Annotated in this window: 14 protein-coding genes and 1 pseudogene; 7 read left to right on the top strand and 8 right to left on the bottom strand. The window is 41.9% G+C overall.

The genetic code is table 11. The features are described from left to right. The first annotated feature begins 93 nt into the window (after positions 1 to 93). A complete protein-coding gene (locus PSI06_RS12135; protein ID WP_273603824.1) occupies positions 94 to 1,257 on the top strand; it encodes a hypothetical protein in 1,164 nt (387 codons plus the stop codon). Between the two features lie 277 nt (positions 1,258 to 1,534). After that, positions 1,535 to 2,221 (top strand): TorF family putative porin, encoded by a 687-nt coding sequence (locus tag PSI06_RS12130; RefSeq protein WP_004589216.1) that lies wholly within the window; start codon positions 1,535 to 1,537, stop codon positions 2,219 to 2,221. Positions 2,222 to 2,499: 278 nt separating this feature from the next. Here PSI06_RS12130 and PSI06_RS12125 read toward each other — a convergent pair whose 3' ends face one another. Next, positions 2,500 to 6,078 (bottom strand): ABC transporter permease/M1 family aminopeptidase, encoded by a 3,579-nt coding sequence (locus tag PSI06_RS12125; protein ID WP_273603825.1) that lies wholly within the window; start codon positions 6,076 to 6,078, stop codon positions 2,500 to 2,502. Between the two features lie 9 nt (positions 6,079 to 6,087). Further along, entirely contained in the window at positions 6,088 to 6,969 is an 882-nt protein-coding gene (locus PSI06_RS12120) for an ABC transporter ATP-binding protein (protein WP_273603826.1), read from the bottom strand. 183 nt (positions 6,970 to 7,152) lie between these two features. Between PSI06_RS12120 and PSI06_RS12115 the strand changes: the two are divergent. Then, positions 7,153 to 7,830 (top strand): annotated as a pseudogene (locus PSI06_RS12115) (nitroreductase family protein). A 6-nt stretch (positions 7,831 to 7,836) separates the two neighbouring features. Here PSI06_RS12115 and PSI06_RS12110 read toward each other — a convergent pair. Beyond that, a complete protein-coding gene (locus PSI06_RS12110) occupies positions 7,837 to 8,145 on the bottom strand; it encodes an ArsR/SmtB family transcription factor (protein WP_273603827.1) in 309 nt (102 codons plus the stop codon). A 99-nt stretch (positions 8,146 to 8,244) separates the two neighbouring features. Here PSI06_RS12110 and PSI06_RS12105 point away from each other — a divergent pair, with 99 nt between their 5' ends. The 3 genes from PSI06_RS12105 (at position 8,245) to PSI06_RS12095 (ending at position 10,622) form a co-directional block, all read left to right on the top strand. After that, the gene (locus PSI06_RS12105; RefSeq protein ID WP_004589221.1) at positions 8,245 to 8,433 is read left to right on the top strand and encodes a YgaP family membrane protein; all 189 of its coding nucleotides are present in this window, start codon (positions 8,245 to 8,247) and stop codon (positions 8,431 to 8,433) included. Beyond that, on the top strand, positions 8,433 to 8,777 hold the full coding sequence (locus PSI06_RS12100) for a rhodanese-like domain-containing protein (protein WP_004589222.1): 345 nt from the start codon (positions 8,433 to 8,435) through the stop codon (positions 8,775 to 8,777). Before PSI06_RS12105 ends, PSI06_RS12100 begins: the two co-directional genes overlap by 1 nt. 66 nt (positions 8,778 to 8,843) lie before the next feature. Then, a complete protein-coding gene (locus PSI06_RS12095; protein ID WP_273603828.1) occupies positions 8,844 to 10,622 on the top strand; it encodes an alkaline phosphatase D family protein in 1,779 nt (592 codons plus the stop codon). Here PSI06_RS12095 and PSI06_RS12090 read toward each other — a convergent pair. Next, positions 10,619 to 11,158, bottom strand: coding sequence for a PH domain-containing protein (locus PSI06_RS12090; protein WP_273605027.1), 540 nt, complete (start codon positions 11,156 to 11,158; stop codon positions 10,619 to 10,621). The genes PSI06_RS12095 and PSI06_RS12090 overlap by 4 nt on opposite strands. A 316-nt stretch (positions 11,159 to 11,474) precedes the next feature. On the opposite strand from PSI06_RS12090, the gene PSI06_RS12085 reads away from it, so the two are divergent. Beyond that, entirely contained in the window at positions 11,475 to 12,134 is a 660-nt protein-coding gene (locus tag PSI06_RS12085) for a MipA/OmpV family protein (RefSeq protein ID WP_337946897.1), read from the top strand. Between the two features lie 87 nt (positions 12,135 to 12,221). On the opposite strand, the gene PSI06_RS12080 is transcribed toward PSI06_RS12085, so the two are convergent. From PSI06_RS12080 to PSI06_RS12065, 4 genes are all read right to left on the bottom strand, one after another. After that, positions 12,222 to 16,526: an alpha-1,6-glucosidase domain-containing protein gene (locus PSI06_RS12080; RefSeq protein ID WP_273603829.1), complete on the bottom strand. Its 4,305-nt coding sequence runs from the start codon at positions 16,524 to 16,526 to the stop codon at positions 12,222 to 12,224. A gap of 22 nt (positions 16,527 to 16,548) precedes the next feature. Beyond that, on the bottom strand, positions 16,549 to 19,422 hold the full coding sequence (locus tag PSI06_RS12075) for a TonB-dependent receptor (protein WP_273605026.1): 2,874 nt from the start codon (positions 19,420 to 19,422) through the stop codon (positions 16,549 to 16,551). A gap of 166 nt (positions 19,423 to 19,588) precedes the next feature. Next, positions 19,589 to 20,206 carry a LysE family translocator gene (locus PSI06_RS12070; RefSeq protein WP_273603831.1) on the bottom strand — a complete coding sequence of 206 codons (618 nt, stop codon included), beginning with the start codon at positions 20,204 to 20,206 and terminating at the stop codon, positions 19,589 to 19,591. Continuing rightward, on the bottom strand, positions 20,207 to 20,389 hold the full coding sequence (locus tag PSI06_RS12065; protein ID WP_096740269.1) for a hypothetical protein: 183 nt from the start codon (positions 20,387 to 20,389) through the stop codon (positions 20,207 to 20,209). Between the last annotated feature and the right edge of the window lie 147 nt (positions 20,390 to 20,536).

Here is a 20,536-nt window from a genome sequence, read left to right as displayed (position 1 = left end):
TGTTAGGTATGATGCACGGCCCTGTTGCTATTGGCGTATTTGCGCTAAAATAAAGCAGCTAAAAAATGTATCTACTCGGAGACTCTACAAGGCATGAAAAAACTGCTAATTTCACCGTCAAAAATGGCGCTAGGCGAACAAGAAAGTCAAATTTACCAAAACATCTTGAAGCAAGCTTCAGAACTAAGCCTAAACCTAATGGCCGTGAAAGTAGAAAACCACCCAGAGGATTTCTTAGGCTGGTGTTATGAGCTGCTAAGTGCAAGTAAAGACCGTATAAATTACGATTTACTAGAGCCACAACAACTGCCAGTTTTAAAAAAGCTGCATGACCAGTTAACCTCTGCAATTAGCTTTTTACAGCTTAAAACACTACGTGTAGCACCTTGGCCTGTTATTAGTATGTTTGTAGAACAACATAAAGAACTTATTGCACTCGACGAACAGCTTCGCCTTACTACGTATTTGCACAGCATTCGTGAGCAAGCACTAAAAGATATGATCCCAGAGGATTTACTGGCATTTAGTGGTAAACACACTGCCACGCTCGACCCAAGCACCTATAACTTTGATGTTGAATGGTTCGCATCAACAAAAAGTGCAAAGGGTTTTCATCAAATGCTAGCCGACTTGCCTGGCGCGTTTGACGATGCACTTGCTAACATCCCGCTTGAAGGTGATGTGAGCGAAGCTGATTACCAACAGTTTGTTGTTGCTTATTTACTTGCCTTTAACGGTAGCGATGAAAAGCCAACCCTTGCTCCTGCTACACGTTTATTAGCAATGCGCCGCCCAGATGTGTTTACGCCGATTAGTAATAGCCGTCTTGATGCATTATGCGCAGCTTTAGGTATTACAAAATTAAACAATCGCGACTTTGAGCGCTACTGGCAAGATATAGTACAAAGCATTCATGCTATGTCGTGGTTTAAAATGGCTAATGGCAGCAATGAACTAGAAGAGCAACTAGTTAGTATAAAAGCGTTATTACCGTGCTTTTTTTACTATGCAGATGCCAGCACGGCCGACAACTCAAATTATATTAAGCTATTAAATAAACCTAAACGCAGCACAACAAGTGCAGGAAAACCACAGCGCAGAGGTAAAGAGTCAGCCGAAATACTTGTAGACAGTGCACTTGCAGCCGATGACATTCCCGAGCATATTCGTAGCAAACGCGACTCTATTATTAGCGAAGTACAAAAAGGCCGCGGAGTAAACGAAACAATTAGTCTTATGCGCACTATATTTGGCTAAATCTACCTAACCTAACTGTATTTTTCTGGTGCAGTTAGGTTAATTTATGCACCAGCAATGTGCGTTTTTTAATTAACCTCCTCAATTATCCCCTCTTCTAGAACTTCTCAACATATTGTTTTATAAAAGTAAAAAAACAGTTTTATAGAAATTATTTTAAGCTGGCACATACAGTGCAATTGCATTCCCAGTTAAACAATAAAACACCGCCAGTCAAAGGGTTGCCAATAAGAGAATAAAAACCTAGGCGATAAAAATCATATAACGGGAAATGGACATGCTAAAACTAAAAAAAACCATCGCAATTAGCGCAATAGCTTTATTAGGTGCTACATCTTTAACATCAACAGCCGTACATGCAGAAGTAACAGCAAACGCAGCGGCTACGTCTAACTACTTATGGCGTGGTCAAGAGCAAACTGGGGGCGATGCTGCTATTTCTGGCGGTATTGATTACGCTGACGAGTCAGGCTTTTATGTAGGTACTTGGGCATCAAATGCTTCATGGGCCGATGAAATGACTTACGAGCTTGATGTTTACGCGGGTTTTGGTGGCGATATTAACGACACATTTAGCTACGATGTAGGTTACATTTATTACGCTTACCCAGATGCAGCTTCTGAGGCAGATGCTGATTTCTCTGAAATTTACGGTAGCATCAGCGCAGAAGGTTTCACCTTTGGCGCTGCAATCCTTGCCACTTCAGCGGCAGATGGCGATGGCACCGACTTTGGCGATTCATTATACCTAAATGCCGATTACAGCTTTGCTGTTGGCAGCAATGGTACTGAGGTTGCGCTACACTTAGGTCACTACTCTGGCGACTTTATAGGCGATGATAATATTATTGATTACGGTATCTCTGTATCAAAAGATGGTTTTACTTTTGGCGTATCTGACACCGACATGGATGAGTCAGATGTTAAAGTTTACGTTGGCTACGCTGTAGACTTTACGCTTTAAAACAAAATGTGTTACTTGCTGCAACACTAAGGGCCTTTTGGCCCTTTTCTCGTTTAGGGCACCTAAATACTCACAGCGCCTTTTAATTTTAGCGACTAAAGCACCTTACTATATAACCCACTTCGGTTAATCGCCGAGCTCCTCGCTGCTATTACCTCTTTTTACCAATATGCTAATTCGCTTTATTAAGCTTTATTGCGCATTGGTATTAGCAATTCGCTAAAACAAAAAAGGCCGCATTAAATGCGCCCTTTCCGTTAATCGTTAATCATTAATCATTAAAACTTAGCTAGGTTGTTTTTACTGTCTTTATCTACAAGCTTAATGTACGGGTCTACCCCTGCGTACACTGGCTTTTCTTTTACTTTTAGCTCAATAGCATTAGTACCAGAGACTATTTGATGCTTTTGCGAGTAAATCACAAAGTCTTCAGCGAGAAGGTTTTCAGGATCATCGCTAAATAATGCAATATCAATTAGCTCATCGAGTGGTTGCTCGGTTTCTTCACCTTGTCCATCGGCATGCTGCTTAGTTGCTTCAACGTTCAGTGTTACTGTATAAAAACCTTCGCTATCAACATCATCTGTAACCGACACTGCTTTCATTTCAAGCTCATAAAGCGTTATATATTTAAACTGATCATCAATAAAACGTTGCTCCGCTTGCGTTGCGTCTTGTTTTAAATAGCTAAGTAAATCAAGCGTAGTTGGGTATGGGGCTGATTGGTATTTAAACTCATTCAAAAACGCTTTAAGTGCGGCATTTAAGCGTTCTTCACCTAATCGGTCATACAAAGCCATCATCGCAACTGAGCCTTTATTGTAATGAAGATATTGTTGAGACTGCGTTTTATACAGCGGCATTTCTTCAAAGGCTTCGCCTGTGCGGCCCATTAAGTATCTATCTAACTCGTACTTTAAGAATTTACGAAGCTTCTCGGCGCCAAAGCGTTTTTTTAGCACCATAAGCGCACTGTATTGGGAGAGCGATTCTGAAATAACGGCGCTGCCTTCTACATTAGCCCCAGATACTTGATGCCCCCACCATTGGTGTGCAACTTCATGTGCGGTTACATAGTAAGGTAGGTCAACTTTACTCTCATCTCTTAAGTCTGTAATAAAGCCAATACTTTCTGAGTAAGGTACCGTATTGGCAAAACTTTGCGCAAACGAGCGATACTTAGGAAACTCAATAATACGAAGCTGATTATGCTGATATGGCCCAAAGGCTTGCGTGTAGTAATCTATTGAGTCTTGTACCGATTCAATCATACGGTCAACATTCCATGCATGATCTTTGTGGTAGTACACCTCAATATTTACACCGTTATGTTCAACCTTTTTGCTTTCAAGCTCCGCCGAAAGAACAGAATAAAAGTTTATAATTGGAGCATCCATTTCATAAACAAAAGTACGTCGTACGTCTTTTACACTTTCACTTTTTAAATAACCAGGTGTAATAGCAAATTGTGACTCATCGGTGGTTACTGTTGCCTTGTAGTTTATAAAGCCATTAGCAGGCCCAAACTCATTTTGCGTATAATAGCGGCTGTCTTCTAGTTTATGTGCGCGCTCAAGCTCGGGTAAATCGTGCTTACGGCGCTCATACTTATCCGCAATTTGAAAATACTTTTGATAACCAAAATTTGGGAATAATTCTCTATTATTTACAAATGTACCGTTATGCACGAGTTGAGTATCAGATCCTCTATCAACAAAACCGTCGTGTTCACGAGTAACAGAAAGCTCACCTTCGCGTACTTCATTAGGCATTAGCGGTTGTTCAAACTCAAACCATACCATGCCAAAATCGGTCAGACGCTCAACTATTTTTCCGCCCGCCATTTTTACATCCCAGCTTTTAGATTGGCTAGGCTCGTTAATTAACACACGGGTTATTGGCTCGTTTGCGGTATTGGTAAACTTAATTTTAGCCACGGCATTTAAAGCACGTTTTTTAGGATAAATATCAATGTGTAAATCAACATCAGTTATTATAGGCAGTGGCAAGTCTTTGTATTGTGAAAACTCTTGCTCATACCTTACTTGTAGCGCTTCGTTATCATCACTTGTTACAAACTCATTGATTACACGGGTGTTGTAATAAATGTTATAACCCGCGCCCACAAATACCAATAAACTTATAACGGCTGCAATCTGGCCTTTTAAAGACATGTTGTAACGCACTAAAGATAAACGCGTACGCAATGTTTGCGATGGACCACGGTGCCATAAAGCAAACCCTACAATAGCTAAAAACACACTCAATGCACCCCAATATAGGGTATACCAATGCGCGCCTTGTAAAAAATGCCCGTAACCATTTATGTCTGAATACGGTACGCTGCTGCTTTGCGAAAAATGATACATATGATGCTCAAACCCGTAAGCACCCATTACCATTTGAGCAATGTAATACAGAATAAACAAACCCATACCTATGTATTTATTAGGGCTAATTATTTGTAAAAAGAACGCCAATATAGCCATCATAATTAAAGGCAGTAATGTAAGGTAGCCCAATCTAAATAAGTACTGGCCAAGCTCTAAGTTAAATTGCCCCTTAAATAGTTGCACTGCAATGGTAAACATCATGCCTACTAAATAAAGGCCACAAACCGCAGTGATTAGCGCAATAATTTTAGATACCCAAAACACACTGTTATGCACCGGGTAGCTGTCAACAATATCGCCCATACCACTGTGGCGTTCTCGCCAAACCAGCTCTGCGCTGTAATAAGCAATAATAATAAACATAAATATAGCGGAGGCGTTTTGAATAATGCCCACCATGTTTTGTGTGAGCGGCCAATCTGTTGTGCCATATGCGCCAATAGGCGCAAAAAGTGGTGCGAGTAACGTAATAATGCTGACACCCGCTAAAATCATAAAAGGAGCACTTAATATAACCTGCTTAAGCTCAAATAAGCTGCGCATTACTAATTGCGATTGCGTATTGACCCCTTTTGACTTGTAATTTTTAGCGCTGCTAATAAGTGCTGCTTGTTTATTTTTTACAAACGTAGAAACAGCAAATTGCTTTTTCTGTTTTTTACTTACTACGCGATTAGCTAACTTTCCGAGGCCAAAAAACATCGCTAAACTTATTGCTACCCATAAAATACGGTTAATTAAAAAATCGCCCGAGAGCGTTAACACTTCAGTATTTTTATCACTTACAGTCCAGTAACGGGTTAAGTCAATTAACGACCCTGTGCCAAATGGGTCTGCGTAAACAACAATATTTCTAAACGCTAAATCGTCAAAATAGATACTCGCCAATTGGTAACTTATATAGATCACCACGGCCGTTACATATACCGCCATTATGGTTTTAAAATAAACCGCCACACTATTAAAAATAGCACTGAGGACCAATAAACTTGGCACTGCTAAATATAAGAAAGGCGCAGCGTAATATATAAACTTATTAGGGCCTACTAGCTCACTATCAAGCCAGCCAACCAACAAGCCAAACTGAGTTCCCAAAAACACGCCTAATGGCACAGTTAAAAAAACAACGAGCACAACCAAGTAAGCACCAAAAAAACGTCCTGATTGATAAGCAAGCGGGTTAACCGGCTTACTAAACACCAGCTCATCCATTTTGGTCTCACTATTGCGAATCGCTGAGCTTGCAACAAAGTTAACCACTAAAAACATAGCAAGCGTACAAAAGGTAACCGTTAAAAGCATAATGGTATAAGGCGAGTTCATATGAACATTAGCCCCACCTAGCGGAAACTTACTACTGGAGCTTATAAAAAACGCCATAAAAAAGAAGATTAATGAGGTCACATAAAACGAAGGCTGGCGCACAAAATAGCGCAGCTCAAACGCGAGCATATTAAAAAACATAGCGCCCCCTTATGCTACTTGGCTGTTACGATGATTAAGCAACGTAGAAAAATACACATCTTCTAGGTTTGCACTGCTGAGCTCAAAACCTTCAGGGGCTTCATTGGCTAATACATGTAATATGGTTTGCCCTGCAAATAAGCGTTTTGAAATAACAGGCAGTTGCGGCTCAAGCTCTAGTGCTTCTTCTTGGCTCATGGCTTTACGCCAAATTTGGCCTTGGAGTTTATCGGTAAGGGTAATGGGGTTACCCTCTAATAATATTTTTCCGCCTGCCAGTACGGCCATGTTTGGGCAAAGCTCTGCCACATCTTCAACAATGTGGGTCGATAATATAACGACTTTTTGCTCGCCTAAGCTTACTAGCAAGTTATGAAAACGATTTCGCTCTTCAGGGTCTAGGCCTGCTGTTGGTTCATCAACAATTAGTAAATCAGGGTCACCTAGTAAGGCTTGTGCAATACCAAAACGCTGGCGCATACCGCCCGAAAAGCCACTTACCGCTTTTGAGCGATGTTGATACAAATTAGTATGTGCAAGCAAGCCTTCTACCGACTCTTTACGCTCGCCTTTGTTATGAATGCCCTTTAAAACAGCCATATGGTCTAGCAAGTCGTAAGCACTTACGCGAGGGTAAACACCAAAATCTTGCGGTAGGTAACCTAAACGTTGGCGCAAAGCCTGTGGGTCTTTAAAAACATCAATACCATCAAACGTGATTGAACCCGAATCGGCAGATTGCAACGTAGAAATAGTACGCATTAGTGATGATTTACCCGCGCCATTTGGCCCTAGCAGCCCAAACATTCCTTTTCCTATAGATAAATCAACACCTTGTAGTGCATGTACGCCATTATCGTAGGTTTTAGATAACCCTGTTATTGATAGCATTTTTACTTCCTTGAATTTTAATAGTTTTTTTATTGCGCTTTTTATACCACATTAAAAAAAGGAACATAAGTTACGCAGCGGTTAATTTTGTAACAATAAATAAACACGATAGGTAATAATACTTGCCTCGCATTTATTCAGTCGGTATAAAAACCACACACACTTTATAAGAAGCGTAAAGCCATGCAAAAACATCAAAGCCAACCACTAAACGACTTTATAGAATACCCTCACGATGAAATGCTAAAACGCGCAACCGAATTTTTACAAACCAGCCAGCGCCGCCATAGTATTCGCAGCTTTAGCGACCGACCTGTGCCTAAAAATATAATTGAAGCCTGTATAAAAGCAGCAGGTACCGCGCCAAGTGGAGCGAATCATCAACCGTGGCATTTTGTGGCTATAAACAGTAGCGATGTAAAAAAATAAATAAGAGAGGCCGCCGAAAAACTAGAGCGCTCTTTTTATGAAGGCAGAGCAGGTGAAGAGTGGCTTGATGCGCTAAAACCATTAGGTACCGACGCCAATAAACCCTATTTAGAGCATGCGCCTTGGCTTATTGCAGTGTTTAGTCAAAAAAAAGGCGGTGTGAATACGGATGATAAAAACACCAATTATTATGTGCACGAATCAGTAGGGCTAGCTACTGGGTTTTTAATACAAGCCCTGCATCGCTGTGGCTTAGCTACGCTTACCCATACACCTAAACCAATGAGTTTTTTAACCGACATTTGTAAGCGCGACAAAGACAACGAACGTCCTTACATGTTACTTATTGCGGGCTACCCAAGTGACGATGCAACTGTACCTGCCCATGCACTTGATAAAAAGTCGCTTGATGAGATTGCCACTTTTATTTAAAGCAAATTACTCAGCGGTACTTTGCTTACAAAACCATTCGTATAGTAACGTAATAATCGACTCAACCTTTGGGTCGATTAACGAATAATAAATTGTGTGTCCCTCACGGCGATTTGCCACTAGCTGGGCTTTACGTAAACTCGCCAAATGCTGAGACAAAGCAGACTGCGCCAACGGAACATTTTGATTTAACTCACCCACACTTTGTTCACCTTGCAATAAACTACATAAAATCATTAAACGGTTTTTATTTGCCATTAATTTTAAAAATTGCTCTGCCTGCTGAGCGTTTTCTGCAAGTTGTTCAATATTCATTGTGATACTTAATTATTTTGCGTGTTTTAATTATAGACTTTTACATTAGCAAGTTCTAATATAATTAACATTAGAAAAAACTAATATTAAGGTCAATTCATGAAAATAAGTGACGCCATACTCTTAATTGGCGGAAGTGCCGTTACAATTTCTGTGCTTTTAAGCTACTTTGTTGATAGTAACTTTCAATTTTTAACGTTATTTATTGGTATTAACTTAGTGCAATCCGCCTACACTAAATGGTGCCCATTAATGACTTTTTTGCGCAAAAGAGGATTTACAGACTAATGCTTACTTCAATTCCTGATTTACTAAAAATTATCACACCTAACCAACGTCGTATTGATGCAGCGCAAGCTAAGCAAGAGTTAGAACAAAATAAAGGTTTACTTATTGATGTACGCGAACCCGCTGAGCATGCCAATGTAGCTGCGGTAGGGGCAATAAATATTCCACGCGGATTACTTGAAATGAAGCTAATGGAAATAGAAAAAGACGCTGCACGCCCTATTTACTTACATTGTGCCAGCGGTGCCCGCGCCACTTTAGGTGCAGAAGCGCTAACCCGCGTAGGCTACGAAAACGTTACCGTTATTACGTGTAATGCAACGCAAGTAAGTGAAGTTTTTTAATTGCTTCACAAAAAAGTAACCTAAATTGCCTACACTTTGCTTTTTACACTTTACAGGTACAAAGCAATGGCATTTACACGGAGAAGTTTTTTAAAAGCATCGGCAGCAGGATTTGGCGCTGCCGTATTATCACTTGGTTTAACAGGTTGTCGTTTTGACGATGATGACGACACACCCGTTAGCTTTGACCACGGCGTTGCCAGCGGCGACCCGCTAAGCGATAGCTTAATTATTTGGACCCGTGTAACCCCACTCGATGTAACAACTAAATCGTTAAAAGTACAATGGCAAGCCGCCACCGACCAAAGCTTTACAAATATTGTTCACGATGGTGAAACACATATCAGTGATACCACCGACTTTACTCTTAAAGTTGATTTACAAGGGCTTGATGCCAACACCGTTTATTACTATCGCTTTAATGCACATGGAAAAACCTCCCCTATCGGACAAGGAAAAACGCTTCCTGTCGGTGCGGTTGATCAGGTGAAATTAGCCGTTGTATCTTGCGCAAATTACCCTGCCGGGTATTTTCATGTGTATGGCGAAATTGCTAAGCAAAGCGATTTAGATGCGGTACTGCACTTAGGTGATTACATATACGAATACAGCAATACGGGTTATGCAACCGAAGACGCCGCACAGTTAGACCGACTGCTACCCTTAGATAACAGCAGCGAAATTATCGCACTGACCGATTATAGAAAACGCTATGCAAATTATCGCCTCGATGCCGACTTACAAGCAGCCCATAGCCACTGTGCATTTATAACAGTGTGGGACGACCACGAAATCACCAACGACACATGGCGCGAAGGCGCAGAAAATCATAACGAAGGTGAAGGCGAATTTAGCCAACGTAAGCTTAATGCGCTACAAGCCTACTTTGAGTGGATGCCAATTCGTAATGTAGCCGACAAAGAACGTATTTACCGACGCTTTGAGTTTGGTAATTTAGTCTCTTTATACATGCTAGATACCCGTGTATTAGCCCGTGATGAGCAGCTTAACTATAGTGATTTTGACCTTACCTCCCCTGCCGGGCAAAGCGCATTTGCTGCAGCAATAGGTGCAACTGACCGTGCATTATTAGGCAGCGAACAACTTACATGGCTTAGCGATGCCATCACTACCTCAAGCACACAGTGGCAAGTGTTAGGGCAACAAGTACTAATGACAAAAATGCACTTACCAGTAGAGGTCATGTTACTACTTGCTAGCTTACAAAGTGCACAGGCAAACGGAGGCGATCCAAGTGAATTGCTCGCACAGGCCAATGTATTATTTGCAGAGCTGGCGCAAATTAAAGGCCGTGTATTAGCGGGCGACCCAAGTGTAACCGAGGCAGAGCTTGCCCGTGTTCAAACCACCATACCGTATAACCTTGATGCTTGGGATGGCTACGCCTACGAGCGAGAAGTATTATTAGGCACCGCTATTGCAGCACAAAAAAACTTAGTAGTTTTAGCCGGAGATACTCATAACGGCTGGGCGGGACAGCTTAAAACTGATGCCAGTAACCCTATTGCAGCCTCACAAAATGCTGGGGTGGAATTTGCAACGGCATCGGTTTCATCACCAGGGGTTGAAGAATATTTAGCGCTAAACACACAAGATGCACAAACCGTAGCGCAAATAGAGCAAGTAATTGCCTTATTAGTTGATGACCTTGCTTATAATAATTTAGTGGAGCGCGGCTATTTAACCGTTACATTTACACCTGCAAAAGCCAGTGCTAAGTGGAATTATATAAGTACAATTAAAGCGCGCGAATATCAGGTTGTTGAAAGCCGTACCAAAGAGCTAAGCATGCTTGCAGGTCAGGCTCAATTACAAAACGCTTAACGCTTCGCTTCTAAAGCTGCCAAACGCGTATCTATGCGCTCTACTACCTCAACTAAGCGAGCAAGTAATGCTTGGTTGAGGTGATCTTCAGCAAGCTCCTGTGTTTTAGGGGCTTGCGCAGCTAAGTTATCTTTTTGCTCAAGTATGGCTTCTCTAAACTCACTGGCATTTTCAACACCAAGTAATGACACCAATGCACCATGACCCGACTGCCCTGCAGTTTCAAAGCTTAAGCGGTATAACCCAAAAAAGCGCATAAGCGGCCCTTGGTTCAGCCCCACATCGGTTATTTTTTCAAGCGGTATAGATTTTTCTTCTTTAAATAAAATACCGCGTTTAACAACCAGCTTTTGCGTGAGTAATTGCGCCGACATAGCGGCCAAAATTTTACCTACCACCAGCCATACAACAAATAACACCACAGGTATAAGTGGAATGGTCACTAATGCAACGGCACTAAAAAAGCATGCCATGGTCATCCAGTATTGCTTCACTTTGGGATCAAAGCTGGCACTTTTTAAAATAGAGTTGCTCATTGGTTTATCCTCATTCCCATTTTATTAATCTAATCAAACGTATGCCTTTATTCAACTTATGTGATCAACGTCTTCAATGCAATTTAGCCACTTACATTCAGATAAACTTTCATACACTCTCTTACAAACGCCAATCAAAAATATAGCTACACTAAAGCCTAATAGCGTTGCGGCACACTTTACTTATCGCAAACAATTTTCACTTTTTACTTAACACCAAGGCTCCTATGAACACTTATATACAAAACTCACTACGGTTATTAGTTGGCACACTTGCACTTGGCAGTATTACTGCTCAAGCTGAGTCGCAGTTTTCATTAGGGGCGGTGTCATTTCTACCAGCTCACCTTATGCAGGTACCGACAGTGAAACGCTATTTTTACCTATCATTACTTACGAAGGCGAAAGGCTTAGTTTTAAAGGTTTGTCGCTTGATTATAAATTAGTGGAGCAGCAAGGTTTTAACTGGTCATTAGTTTTAGAGCCAGGTGATAACTTTGATACCTCAGATTCAGACCTTGCAGCCATAAAAGCCTTAGACGATAGAAAGCTATCACTCTACGCAGGCACGCAGGTTAGCTACACTGCAAGCTTTGGTAAGATAAGCGCCAGTGCTACTCATGATGTAATAGGCCACGGCGATGGCGCTAAATTTAAAACCAATTACAGTTACCCTATTAAGTTATCTAAACAACTAATGCTCGTTCCTTCTGTGGGTGTTGAGCTAAATAGCAGTGATGTATCTAACTATTATTATGGTGTAGCACAGGGCGAATCTACCACCTATGCGCCTTACGAACTTAGTTCTACGGTTAACTACAATGCGGGTTTATTTTTAATGTATTACATTAATAAAAACTGGAACGTAAATGCCATGCTTAACTATAAGCAGCTCGATTCTGGTATTGAAGACTCACCCATTATTGATACCGATAACACCACGACTGTGATGATGTCGGTTAACTATCGTTTTTAACCCCCCCTTTTGTTGGGTATTAATTAGGCATTAAAAAAGCCGAGCATACAGGGCTATGCTCGGCTTAGGTTTGGGAAAATATAACTGCTACTGCTTATTAATAAGTATGCTTACATTTTCTCTATCTGGGCCTATTACATTAAACGTGTAGGTACCTTGTTCGGTAATATTCAGTGCTATGTTGGCGCCTACCGCTTCAAGTGGTGTTAGTTCATCAATTACCACTACCGGCGTATCGCCTGCTCCACCGTAATCCACTGTGCTCCAATCTTCAGACGCTACTTTAAATTCGTAGTCGCCTACCTCTAATTCAATAGAAGCAGAGTAAATTGCATCACCCTCGTACATAAGTGGGTTATCAGTACTCCAGTCATTTAAGCTGCCGCGTATAAACACCGGTGTTTGTGCAAACATTTCTCCGTTGAGCACTTTTAGCGATACGTTATTTAAATCACTGGCGTCAAATATAAACTGGTATTCACCTTGCTCGGCAATGTCTATGGTCATATTTGCCCCCGCAACCGACAACTGCTCAGCAGTGCCAACCATTACACTGGCATCACTCTCAGCCGAGCCATAATCAACCGTGCTCCAATCTTCTGATGCGATTTTAAATTCATAGCTTGCAGCGCTCAGTGTTTTAGTAAAGGTGTAAATGCCTTTACCTTTATAACTTAGCTCATCGGTTACTCCCCAGTCATTAAGCGTACCGCGCACATAAATGGCAGTGCCTACAAATGGCTCTTCGTTGTATAAAGTAAGCGTTGGATTTTCAGGGTTTGAAGCATCAAGCGAAAATACATAGGTTGCATCAATAGCAGCGCTGAAGGTCATGTTTGCACCTGAGCGCGTTAATGGCTCACTTTGATTTTCAACTACCTCTTTATCAGCGTCAGTAAGCGCACCAAAATCAACTGTAGACCAATCTTCTGAGGCAATTTTAAATTCGTAGTCGCCAGCGCTTAGCGCAATTGCTATACGGTATTCACCCTCGCCAATATATTCAAATACATCACGTGTGCCCCAGTCGTTTAAAGTTCCGCGTACAAACACAGCGGTGCTGCCATAAGGTACTACATCAGGTGCGCCTACGGTTGCATTTGCACTTAAACCAGTACCTTGGCTCTCACCTTGGTTTTTAGTAAAAACAGCTAGTGTGTAAGGCGGTACAGTAAATGTGCCTTCGTTATCGCCTTGGGCAAAATTGGCGCTGGCCATGCTTGCATCAACACTGTTTTTTAATACGTCATGTAATTCAAAACCCGCTGCAGTGGCAATGGTATGGCTAAGAGTTTGCTCGGTTGCGTTAATCACCACTACAAGCGCGTCAAATGCTGGGTCTAAGTCTGTGAGTTCTTCACCATCATCAATGCTCATTACAATTAAGCCATGTTGCTGCGCTTTACCTACGTTATGAAAACCCACTCGCTCAATAACATCTTGCTCTGTGGTTAATCTAAATAGTGGGCTGCTGCTACGTATTTGTAAAAACTCGTTAAATACATCACCTGCATAGGCTATGTCTTGCGGCATTGCCTGTGCATCTGGATTAGCAGAGATAGGCATAATTTCAGACCATTTTTCTTGGTTCTTCTCTGCGTTTGGTAAACCAATGTTCCAGTTATTATTCTCTTTGGTTAAATCAACAGCATTAAACCAATCACCGGCATTATAGCTATCACGATCCATTGACTTTGAACGCAGTAAATCAGCGCCCAATTGCATAAATGGAATGCCTTGGCTCATAAGTGGTATAGACAATGCCATGTTGTGCGCGCGCACACGTTGCTCAATACTCATGCTTGATGCATGTTTGTATTGCAACTGATCCCACAGTGTTTCGTTATCGTGTTTTGATACGTAATGAATGCTATCCGCTGGGTCAAGTGCATATGCCGTTGGCTGAGTGTTCCAAGTAAAGCTATTACCTTTAGATGAATTACCTTTAAAGTCTTTTAAAATGTAATTTTGTAAGTTGCCCGCCAGCGATAACCGTAACGTGTCTTGTTCAGCTAGGTTGCCATCTGTCGGGTTATTGCTAAACATTGCACCACCACGCACGGCTTCACGAATACGGTCGTTAAATGTACCCACCTCTGAGCCTGCCATATCAGCCTGTTTAGCTTGTGTGAATAAACGATTGTTAGCTACTTCACCAAAATCCCAGCCTTCACCGTAAAAATAGTTATCTGGGTCAACTGCTTGCACGGCTTCACGCGCAGCTAATATTGATGATTTAGGCATATGCCCCATAACATCAAATCTAAAACTGTCGTAGCCAAATTCACGCGCTAAAATAACTAATGAATCAGTAACAAACTTATCCATCATTACATGCTCTGTAGCTGTATTTTCACAACACGTTGAGCGCTCTATTTCACCACTTACTTCGTTATAGCGATGGTAGTAACCCGGTACTAGCTTATCAAATACCGACTTATCCCAAATACCCGATGATGTTGTGTGGTTATAAACCACATCCAGTACAACACGAAGTCCTACTTCTTGCAGTGATTGCACCATGGCGCGGGTTTCTTTAACGCGGGCAATGCCCTCTGGACTTGAGGCGTACGAGCCTTCAGGCGCTATAAAGTAATGCGGGTCGTAACCCCAGTTAAAGCCGTCTAAATCACGCATCGCACTGGCTAATGCTTGTGCATCGTCTGAGCCTGGTAGGTAACTTTGCATAATATCGACAATCGTGCTGTTTTTATCTTCGATTTTACATGCATCAGCTTCATCGTTAATACGTTCACATAATTTACCTAAGGTGTCTGTAATTTCCACACGCTGCGAGGTATCCTCTTCAATGGTGCCAATATCAGTCACTGGCAGTAAATGAAAGTGTGTTAAGCCTTTATCTGCTAATTGCTTAAGGTGCTGCATTGGCACGCTTTCAAGTTCAGTGAATGCAAGGTATTTACCGCGGTTTGCTTCGCTTACTGACTGAGCACGTACACTAAAATCACGTACATGGCCTTCATAAATAACCGCATCTTCTGGGTTAGTAATAGTAGGCACGATACGCTCGTCCCAGCCTTCTGGTTTAGTGTCATCATCGGCTAAATTAATCAGCTGGCTGTATAAACCATTGGTAGATACATTGAGTGAGTAAGGGTCTGTACTCCAAAGCGACTCTATTTGCTGAGTCAGTGGGTGGTAAACATCAAAATTAAAGCGGTAATAGTGGCGGTCGTATTGCATATCTAAACTTGCTTGCCAAATACCTGTCTGTGTATTTAATGTCATTGGTATAGAGTGCACTTGTGTTTTGGCATCATCGAACACGTTTAGCACCATGTTATTAGCGGTGGGTGCCCACACAGTTACATCAATCGCGTTATTGCCATAAGTTATGCCAAGTACAGCTTCGTTAGCATCGTCTTCGCCTTGTGTGTAAAGGGCATCGAGTGCTTTAGCGGTTTGCACATAGCTTGCTTCTAGCAGCTTACCTTCACTATCGTAACCGGCAATAACAAGCTGCGATTTTATAAGCGCTTTAGCCGTGTTTGTATCCCAACTTCCTTCGTATGCGTTCCAAGTGGTTAAATGCGGTACTTTTGCCGCTTGCTCATCAGTTAAACTACTTGATTGCAGCGTAACAGTATCGCCGTTTAAACCAGTATCTATACCCACTTCCAGCTCAGCCGTAGCTGATGAATGCAACTTAATTAGGCTTGTAAGCTCGTTACTTGGTTTATACAAAATAGTATTTAAATCAATCCAATGCGCTGAAGCACCTGTTATAGCAACGGCGCGTTCGCCCAAACTTAAAATAGGATACTCAAACACCGAAGGCTCGCCATGAATGGTAAAGTTCATACGTTGAAAGGTTTCATCGTCTTGCATCAGCGGCATAGTTAAATCCACATCACCAAACGCTTTACCTGACCCTTCTGTACCAATATGAATAATAAAATTGGCACATTCGTTATAACCCTCTTTAAGATTAATTATCCAATACGCACCATAGTTAGGGTCAATACCATCGTATTCATGGCCGTTGGCCCAATCGCTGGTATCAAATGGCGGTGCATAAGCATCGCATATCTCGTTATTCCACGAATGTAATCGGTAGCCTTCGTAGTTATCATCGGCTAAGCGGTTATAAAATAAAACCGCCTCTCCTTCCCCTGCAAATACCACAGGGTCTGGCAGGGTTGGGTCGGCGCCAACCACACAGCTTTCGTTATTTTCATCAGGTATTGTCGGTGCAGGGCACGATATAGGTTCGGGATCGACACATTGTGTCCCCGCTTCATTAGGGACTTGTGGCACATTACAGGTAAGTAATGGTTCACCAGATTCAACATCATCTGTTCCACCACACGCTGCTAATAGCATTAACGCTAACGTTATTAGCAAATATTTAGGCATAGTTATAATTTTCATTTTTAAACGCTCCGTTTGCTAATTAATGACTGTATGTAAAACCAAGGTAGAACTGACGACCAAAGTACTGAGTCGTCCCTGTTCGTTGCTCTGAGCCAAAGTAACTTTGGGTTGGTTCATCGGTTAAGTTATTAACTTGCAAAAGCATTGTTAGCGAGTCGCTAAAGCGATAAGAGGTTTGAAAGTCGACTACGGTTTCGGCATCAAAATTAACTACTTGCTCGTTAATGGCAACCTGCTCCGATACAAACTCATCGCGGTAACGCACATTAAGGCGGGTTTCAAAATCGTCTAAAGCATAAAACACTGTGGCATTAAGCACGTTATTAGACAGCCCAGGTAAAGATTGCGCTAATGTATCGCCCCCTAAACTGGTAATCGATTCAATTTCACTTTCGGTGTATGAGTAACTTGCGTTAGCGCCTAAGCCATTAAATGGCGAAGGTAAAAAGGTAAACACTTGCGTATACGCAAGCTCTAGCCCTCTAATGTAGCCACCTTCACCGTTATTAACTGCCGTGGTGTAAATACCGTTAGTTGTGGCAACTTGCTCGCCACTAACGGGGTCTTCTATAAAGTCAGGTACGTTAAAGCCGTTGCCTTTAAAGTCGAAGTTTTCGATTGATAAGATTTCAACAAACGAGTCTATATTTTTATAAAATAACGCCGCAGCGATAGTGCCATTACCTTCTTCAAAATAATATTCGTAAGATAAGTCGTATTGGTCGGCATAAAAGGGTTTTAAAAATGGGTTATTAGTACTTGAACCATTAATAACACCATCATCACTCACATTTGCACTGGCATCGCCCGCTAAGCGGTTAATTGGCGCACGCGACATTACTTTAGCCGCAGCAAAGCGTACAAGTGAATTATCGTTAAGTTGCAGGTTTAAATTTAATGATGGTAAGTAGTCGGTGTATTTAGTGCCTAATACATTAGGTGCGTATAAATTATTTACAATGCCGTTCTCATCAACAATATTTTGCGCACCTAAGCGTGCATCGCCTGCTACGTTCTCTAGTACCGTTGCTGATTGGTCGGTTTCGATACGGCGTACACCCACATTACCTGATAGGTCAAGGCCGGCAATTTGCGTGTTAATATTTACCATAACGTACGCGGCTAGCACATCTTCAAACACCGAGCCGCTTTGTAACACTGACCACGAATAGTTCGTTGTGTAACCTTGCGCGTCGTCTACACCATCGGCATTGCCCCATGTTTGAACGGGTTCTGGCGTGCCATCTGGAAACCATGCATTAAGTGCTTTATCTAAATCAATGGCTAAATACGATGGGAAATAACTAAAGTCGCCCTGCCAATCAACCACTGATGCCATATCGTCGGTTAAACGCAAAGGGGGCTGCGTTGTTGAAAATGTCCCGTCGTTACCGTACTCAAATACCGAGCGTTTTCGGCTGTATTCTCTATCTGAGTAGCGTGCACCAAACTCTACTGAGCTAAAAATATCGCTTTCTAACTCGTATTTAAAATCGAGTCTAAATGCCGTTACTTCATCTTCTGTTTGATCAGGGTAAATACCATATTTACTGACCATTACTCGGTCTATATCGCTAAAGGCGGCCGCCTGATTAAACCCAACGTCAGGTAAATTTAACCCATTTAACTGATAGTTAATTGCAACGTTGCTATCAAATACCGGCGTTTCTGCATTGGCATCTTCTGCTACTAAGCTCCACAACAAACCGTTTCTAAAATTACTTTTTGCGCGAGAAAGCGCTACATCAGCATTAACATTTAGTCTATCGGTTACTTGCCAATCGGCATTAACGCCAAAGCTGTCTACTTCGTCAAAATCTTGGTTGTCGTCATTCACTATTTCAACACGGGTATAACTTTTCGAAGTACGATTAACCGCAGCACCAATTACAGCATTGCCATCAAGTTGCGCATTTACGTATGCTGCAGATGGGCCGCCTAATTTAACCCTAAAACCGCGGGCAAATGACTCTTTATCAAAGCGCGATAAAAACGCATCACCTTTTAATTTAAAGTTATCTACCGGTGCCCACTCTATGGCAGCTAAGTAGCCATTACGGGTTTCTTCACCGCCTAAATGCTGTAGCTCAAAGCCCTCGCTAATGTATTCACTTTCTGGGCTATCTATGGGGCCATCTGTGTCGTTTGGTGCGCCTTCAACATCTTTTCTATCGTTGTATGCAAGGCCAATGAACTGTGTTGCTACACTTGGCTGAAATAAACGCGCAAATCCCAGTGCTACACCTAATGTATCGTCTAAATATTTACCTTGATACGAAAAACTAATTCGGTCGCCAAATTCTGTGGCATCCGATACCTCAGATGCACGGTCGTTATACATACCGCGCACATTAGCTACAAATTTATGCTTTTGATCATTATTGAGTGGGCTGGCTGTTTCAAGCTCTACCGTACCTGCCACACCACCTTCTATAAGCGATGCCTTTGGCGATTTATATACTGCCGCAGAGCTAATTAATTCTGATGGGTATTGGTCAAACTCAATACTGCGGCTACCACTTGTAGATACTTGCTCGCGGCCATTAAGTGTTGAAAATACAAACCCGCCCGACAGCCCGCGTATATTAATTTGTGCAGCCTGCCCACCAGTGCGCACAGCTGAAATACCCGGTAAACGAGTCAGTGCATCGGCCATTGAAATATCAGGTAATGCGCCTAGGTCATCAGCAGAAATTTGTTCTGACACCGTATCGCTAAATCGCTTTTGGTTAAGCGATTGAATTAAGCTGCGACTAAAGCCGCGCACTTCAATAATTTCTAAATCTTCAGCTTGTGTGCTGGGTGATTGATTTGTTGAGTCTTCGTTTGCAGCCAATGCACTATTAGCGGCAAATAAAGCCAGCATAAGTGCACTTAGTTTAAACTTGTCCATGTGTGTGAACCTTTGAGTTATTGTTGTCAGGTGTTGCTGTGTTGTTTAAAACACAACCAACAAATTGTAACTAAAAGGTAAAATTAATGTGATGAATACGTATGCAGGGCATGAGGGTTAGGCTGCAGGGGCATATAGGCACGCGCCCCTGCATCGGGAACGCGATTTAAAGGCTTAGCACCACTTTTATCGCAAGGGCAATAAATACGACTCCCAGTATTTTATCAAGCCACGGACTTTGCTTGGTAAAGCCAAAGCGATTTTTTGAAACCTCTGTCAGCAACGCCACCAGCAAATACCAGCCGGTATCAATTACAAACACGGTTAAACACATAATTATACCCACGCTTAAAGTAAGTAGCTGAGGGTCAATAAACTGCGAGAACAAGGCTAAAAAGAAAATAGCGAGCTTGGGGTTCAAAAAGGCAATAGCAAAGCCATCTTGTAAAGCTTGGCCAGCACTTACTTCACTTTTTTGTACTTCAAGTTCGTTATTGCTCGGTTTTGCTAGCAATATTTTTATACCTAAATACGCCAAATAGGCTGCGCCTAAATACACCAGTATTTGATAAACAGTCGGAAACTGCATCATTAAAGCGCCTAGCCCTAATAACGATGCACCTGCGTATAACCCCACACCAGTACCATGGCTGAGCGCAGCAAGCATTCCGTTTTTCATACTGCCGTTAAGTGAGTGCTTTAAAACCACCGCTAAACTTGGCCCTGGCGATATTGCCCCCATCATACAAATAGCCGCTAGGCTTAACCATACTGTAAATGTCATTTAAAGCTCGTCAATTTCAATAAGTAATGTATAACCGTGCACTTGGCCATAAAAACCGGTTATTGGCACTGCGTTTATTACTTTCCAGCCATCTTGATTTAATTCCTGTATGCGATCATTCAGTGCGGCTATATCTACGCCACCCAAAAAACGAGTCTTTCTAAATTCGATTACTTTTTGCATTTTAATCCTTGTGTATCTTATACCAATTCGCTTATTTAAGTGATCTTTTTTGAGGACGGAAAAACGTGTTGATAGCTAGGCAAAAAATTCGCTATTTAGTTGTTCTAAATTAGAATTTTTTAACGCAGGTAGCGACACGTTTAGGCC

It is taken from the genome of Pseudoalteromonas sp. GABNS16E (genome assembly GCF_028598715.1).
Taxonomy (GTDB): Bacteria; Pseudomonadota; Gammaproteobacteria; order Enterobacterales; family Alteromonadaceae; genus Pseudoalteromonas; species Pseudoalteromonas atlantica.
This window is presented reverse-complemented; position numbering and strand designations above follow the sequence as displayed.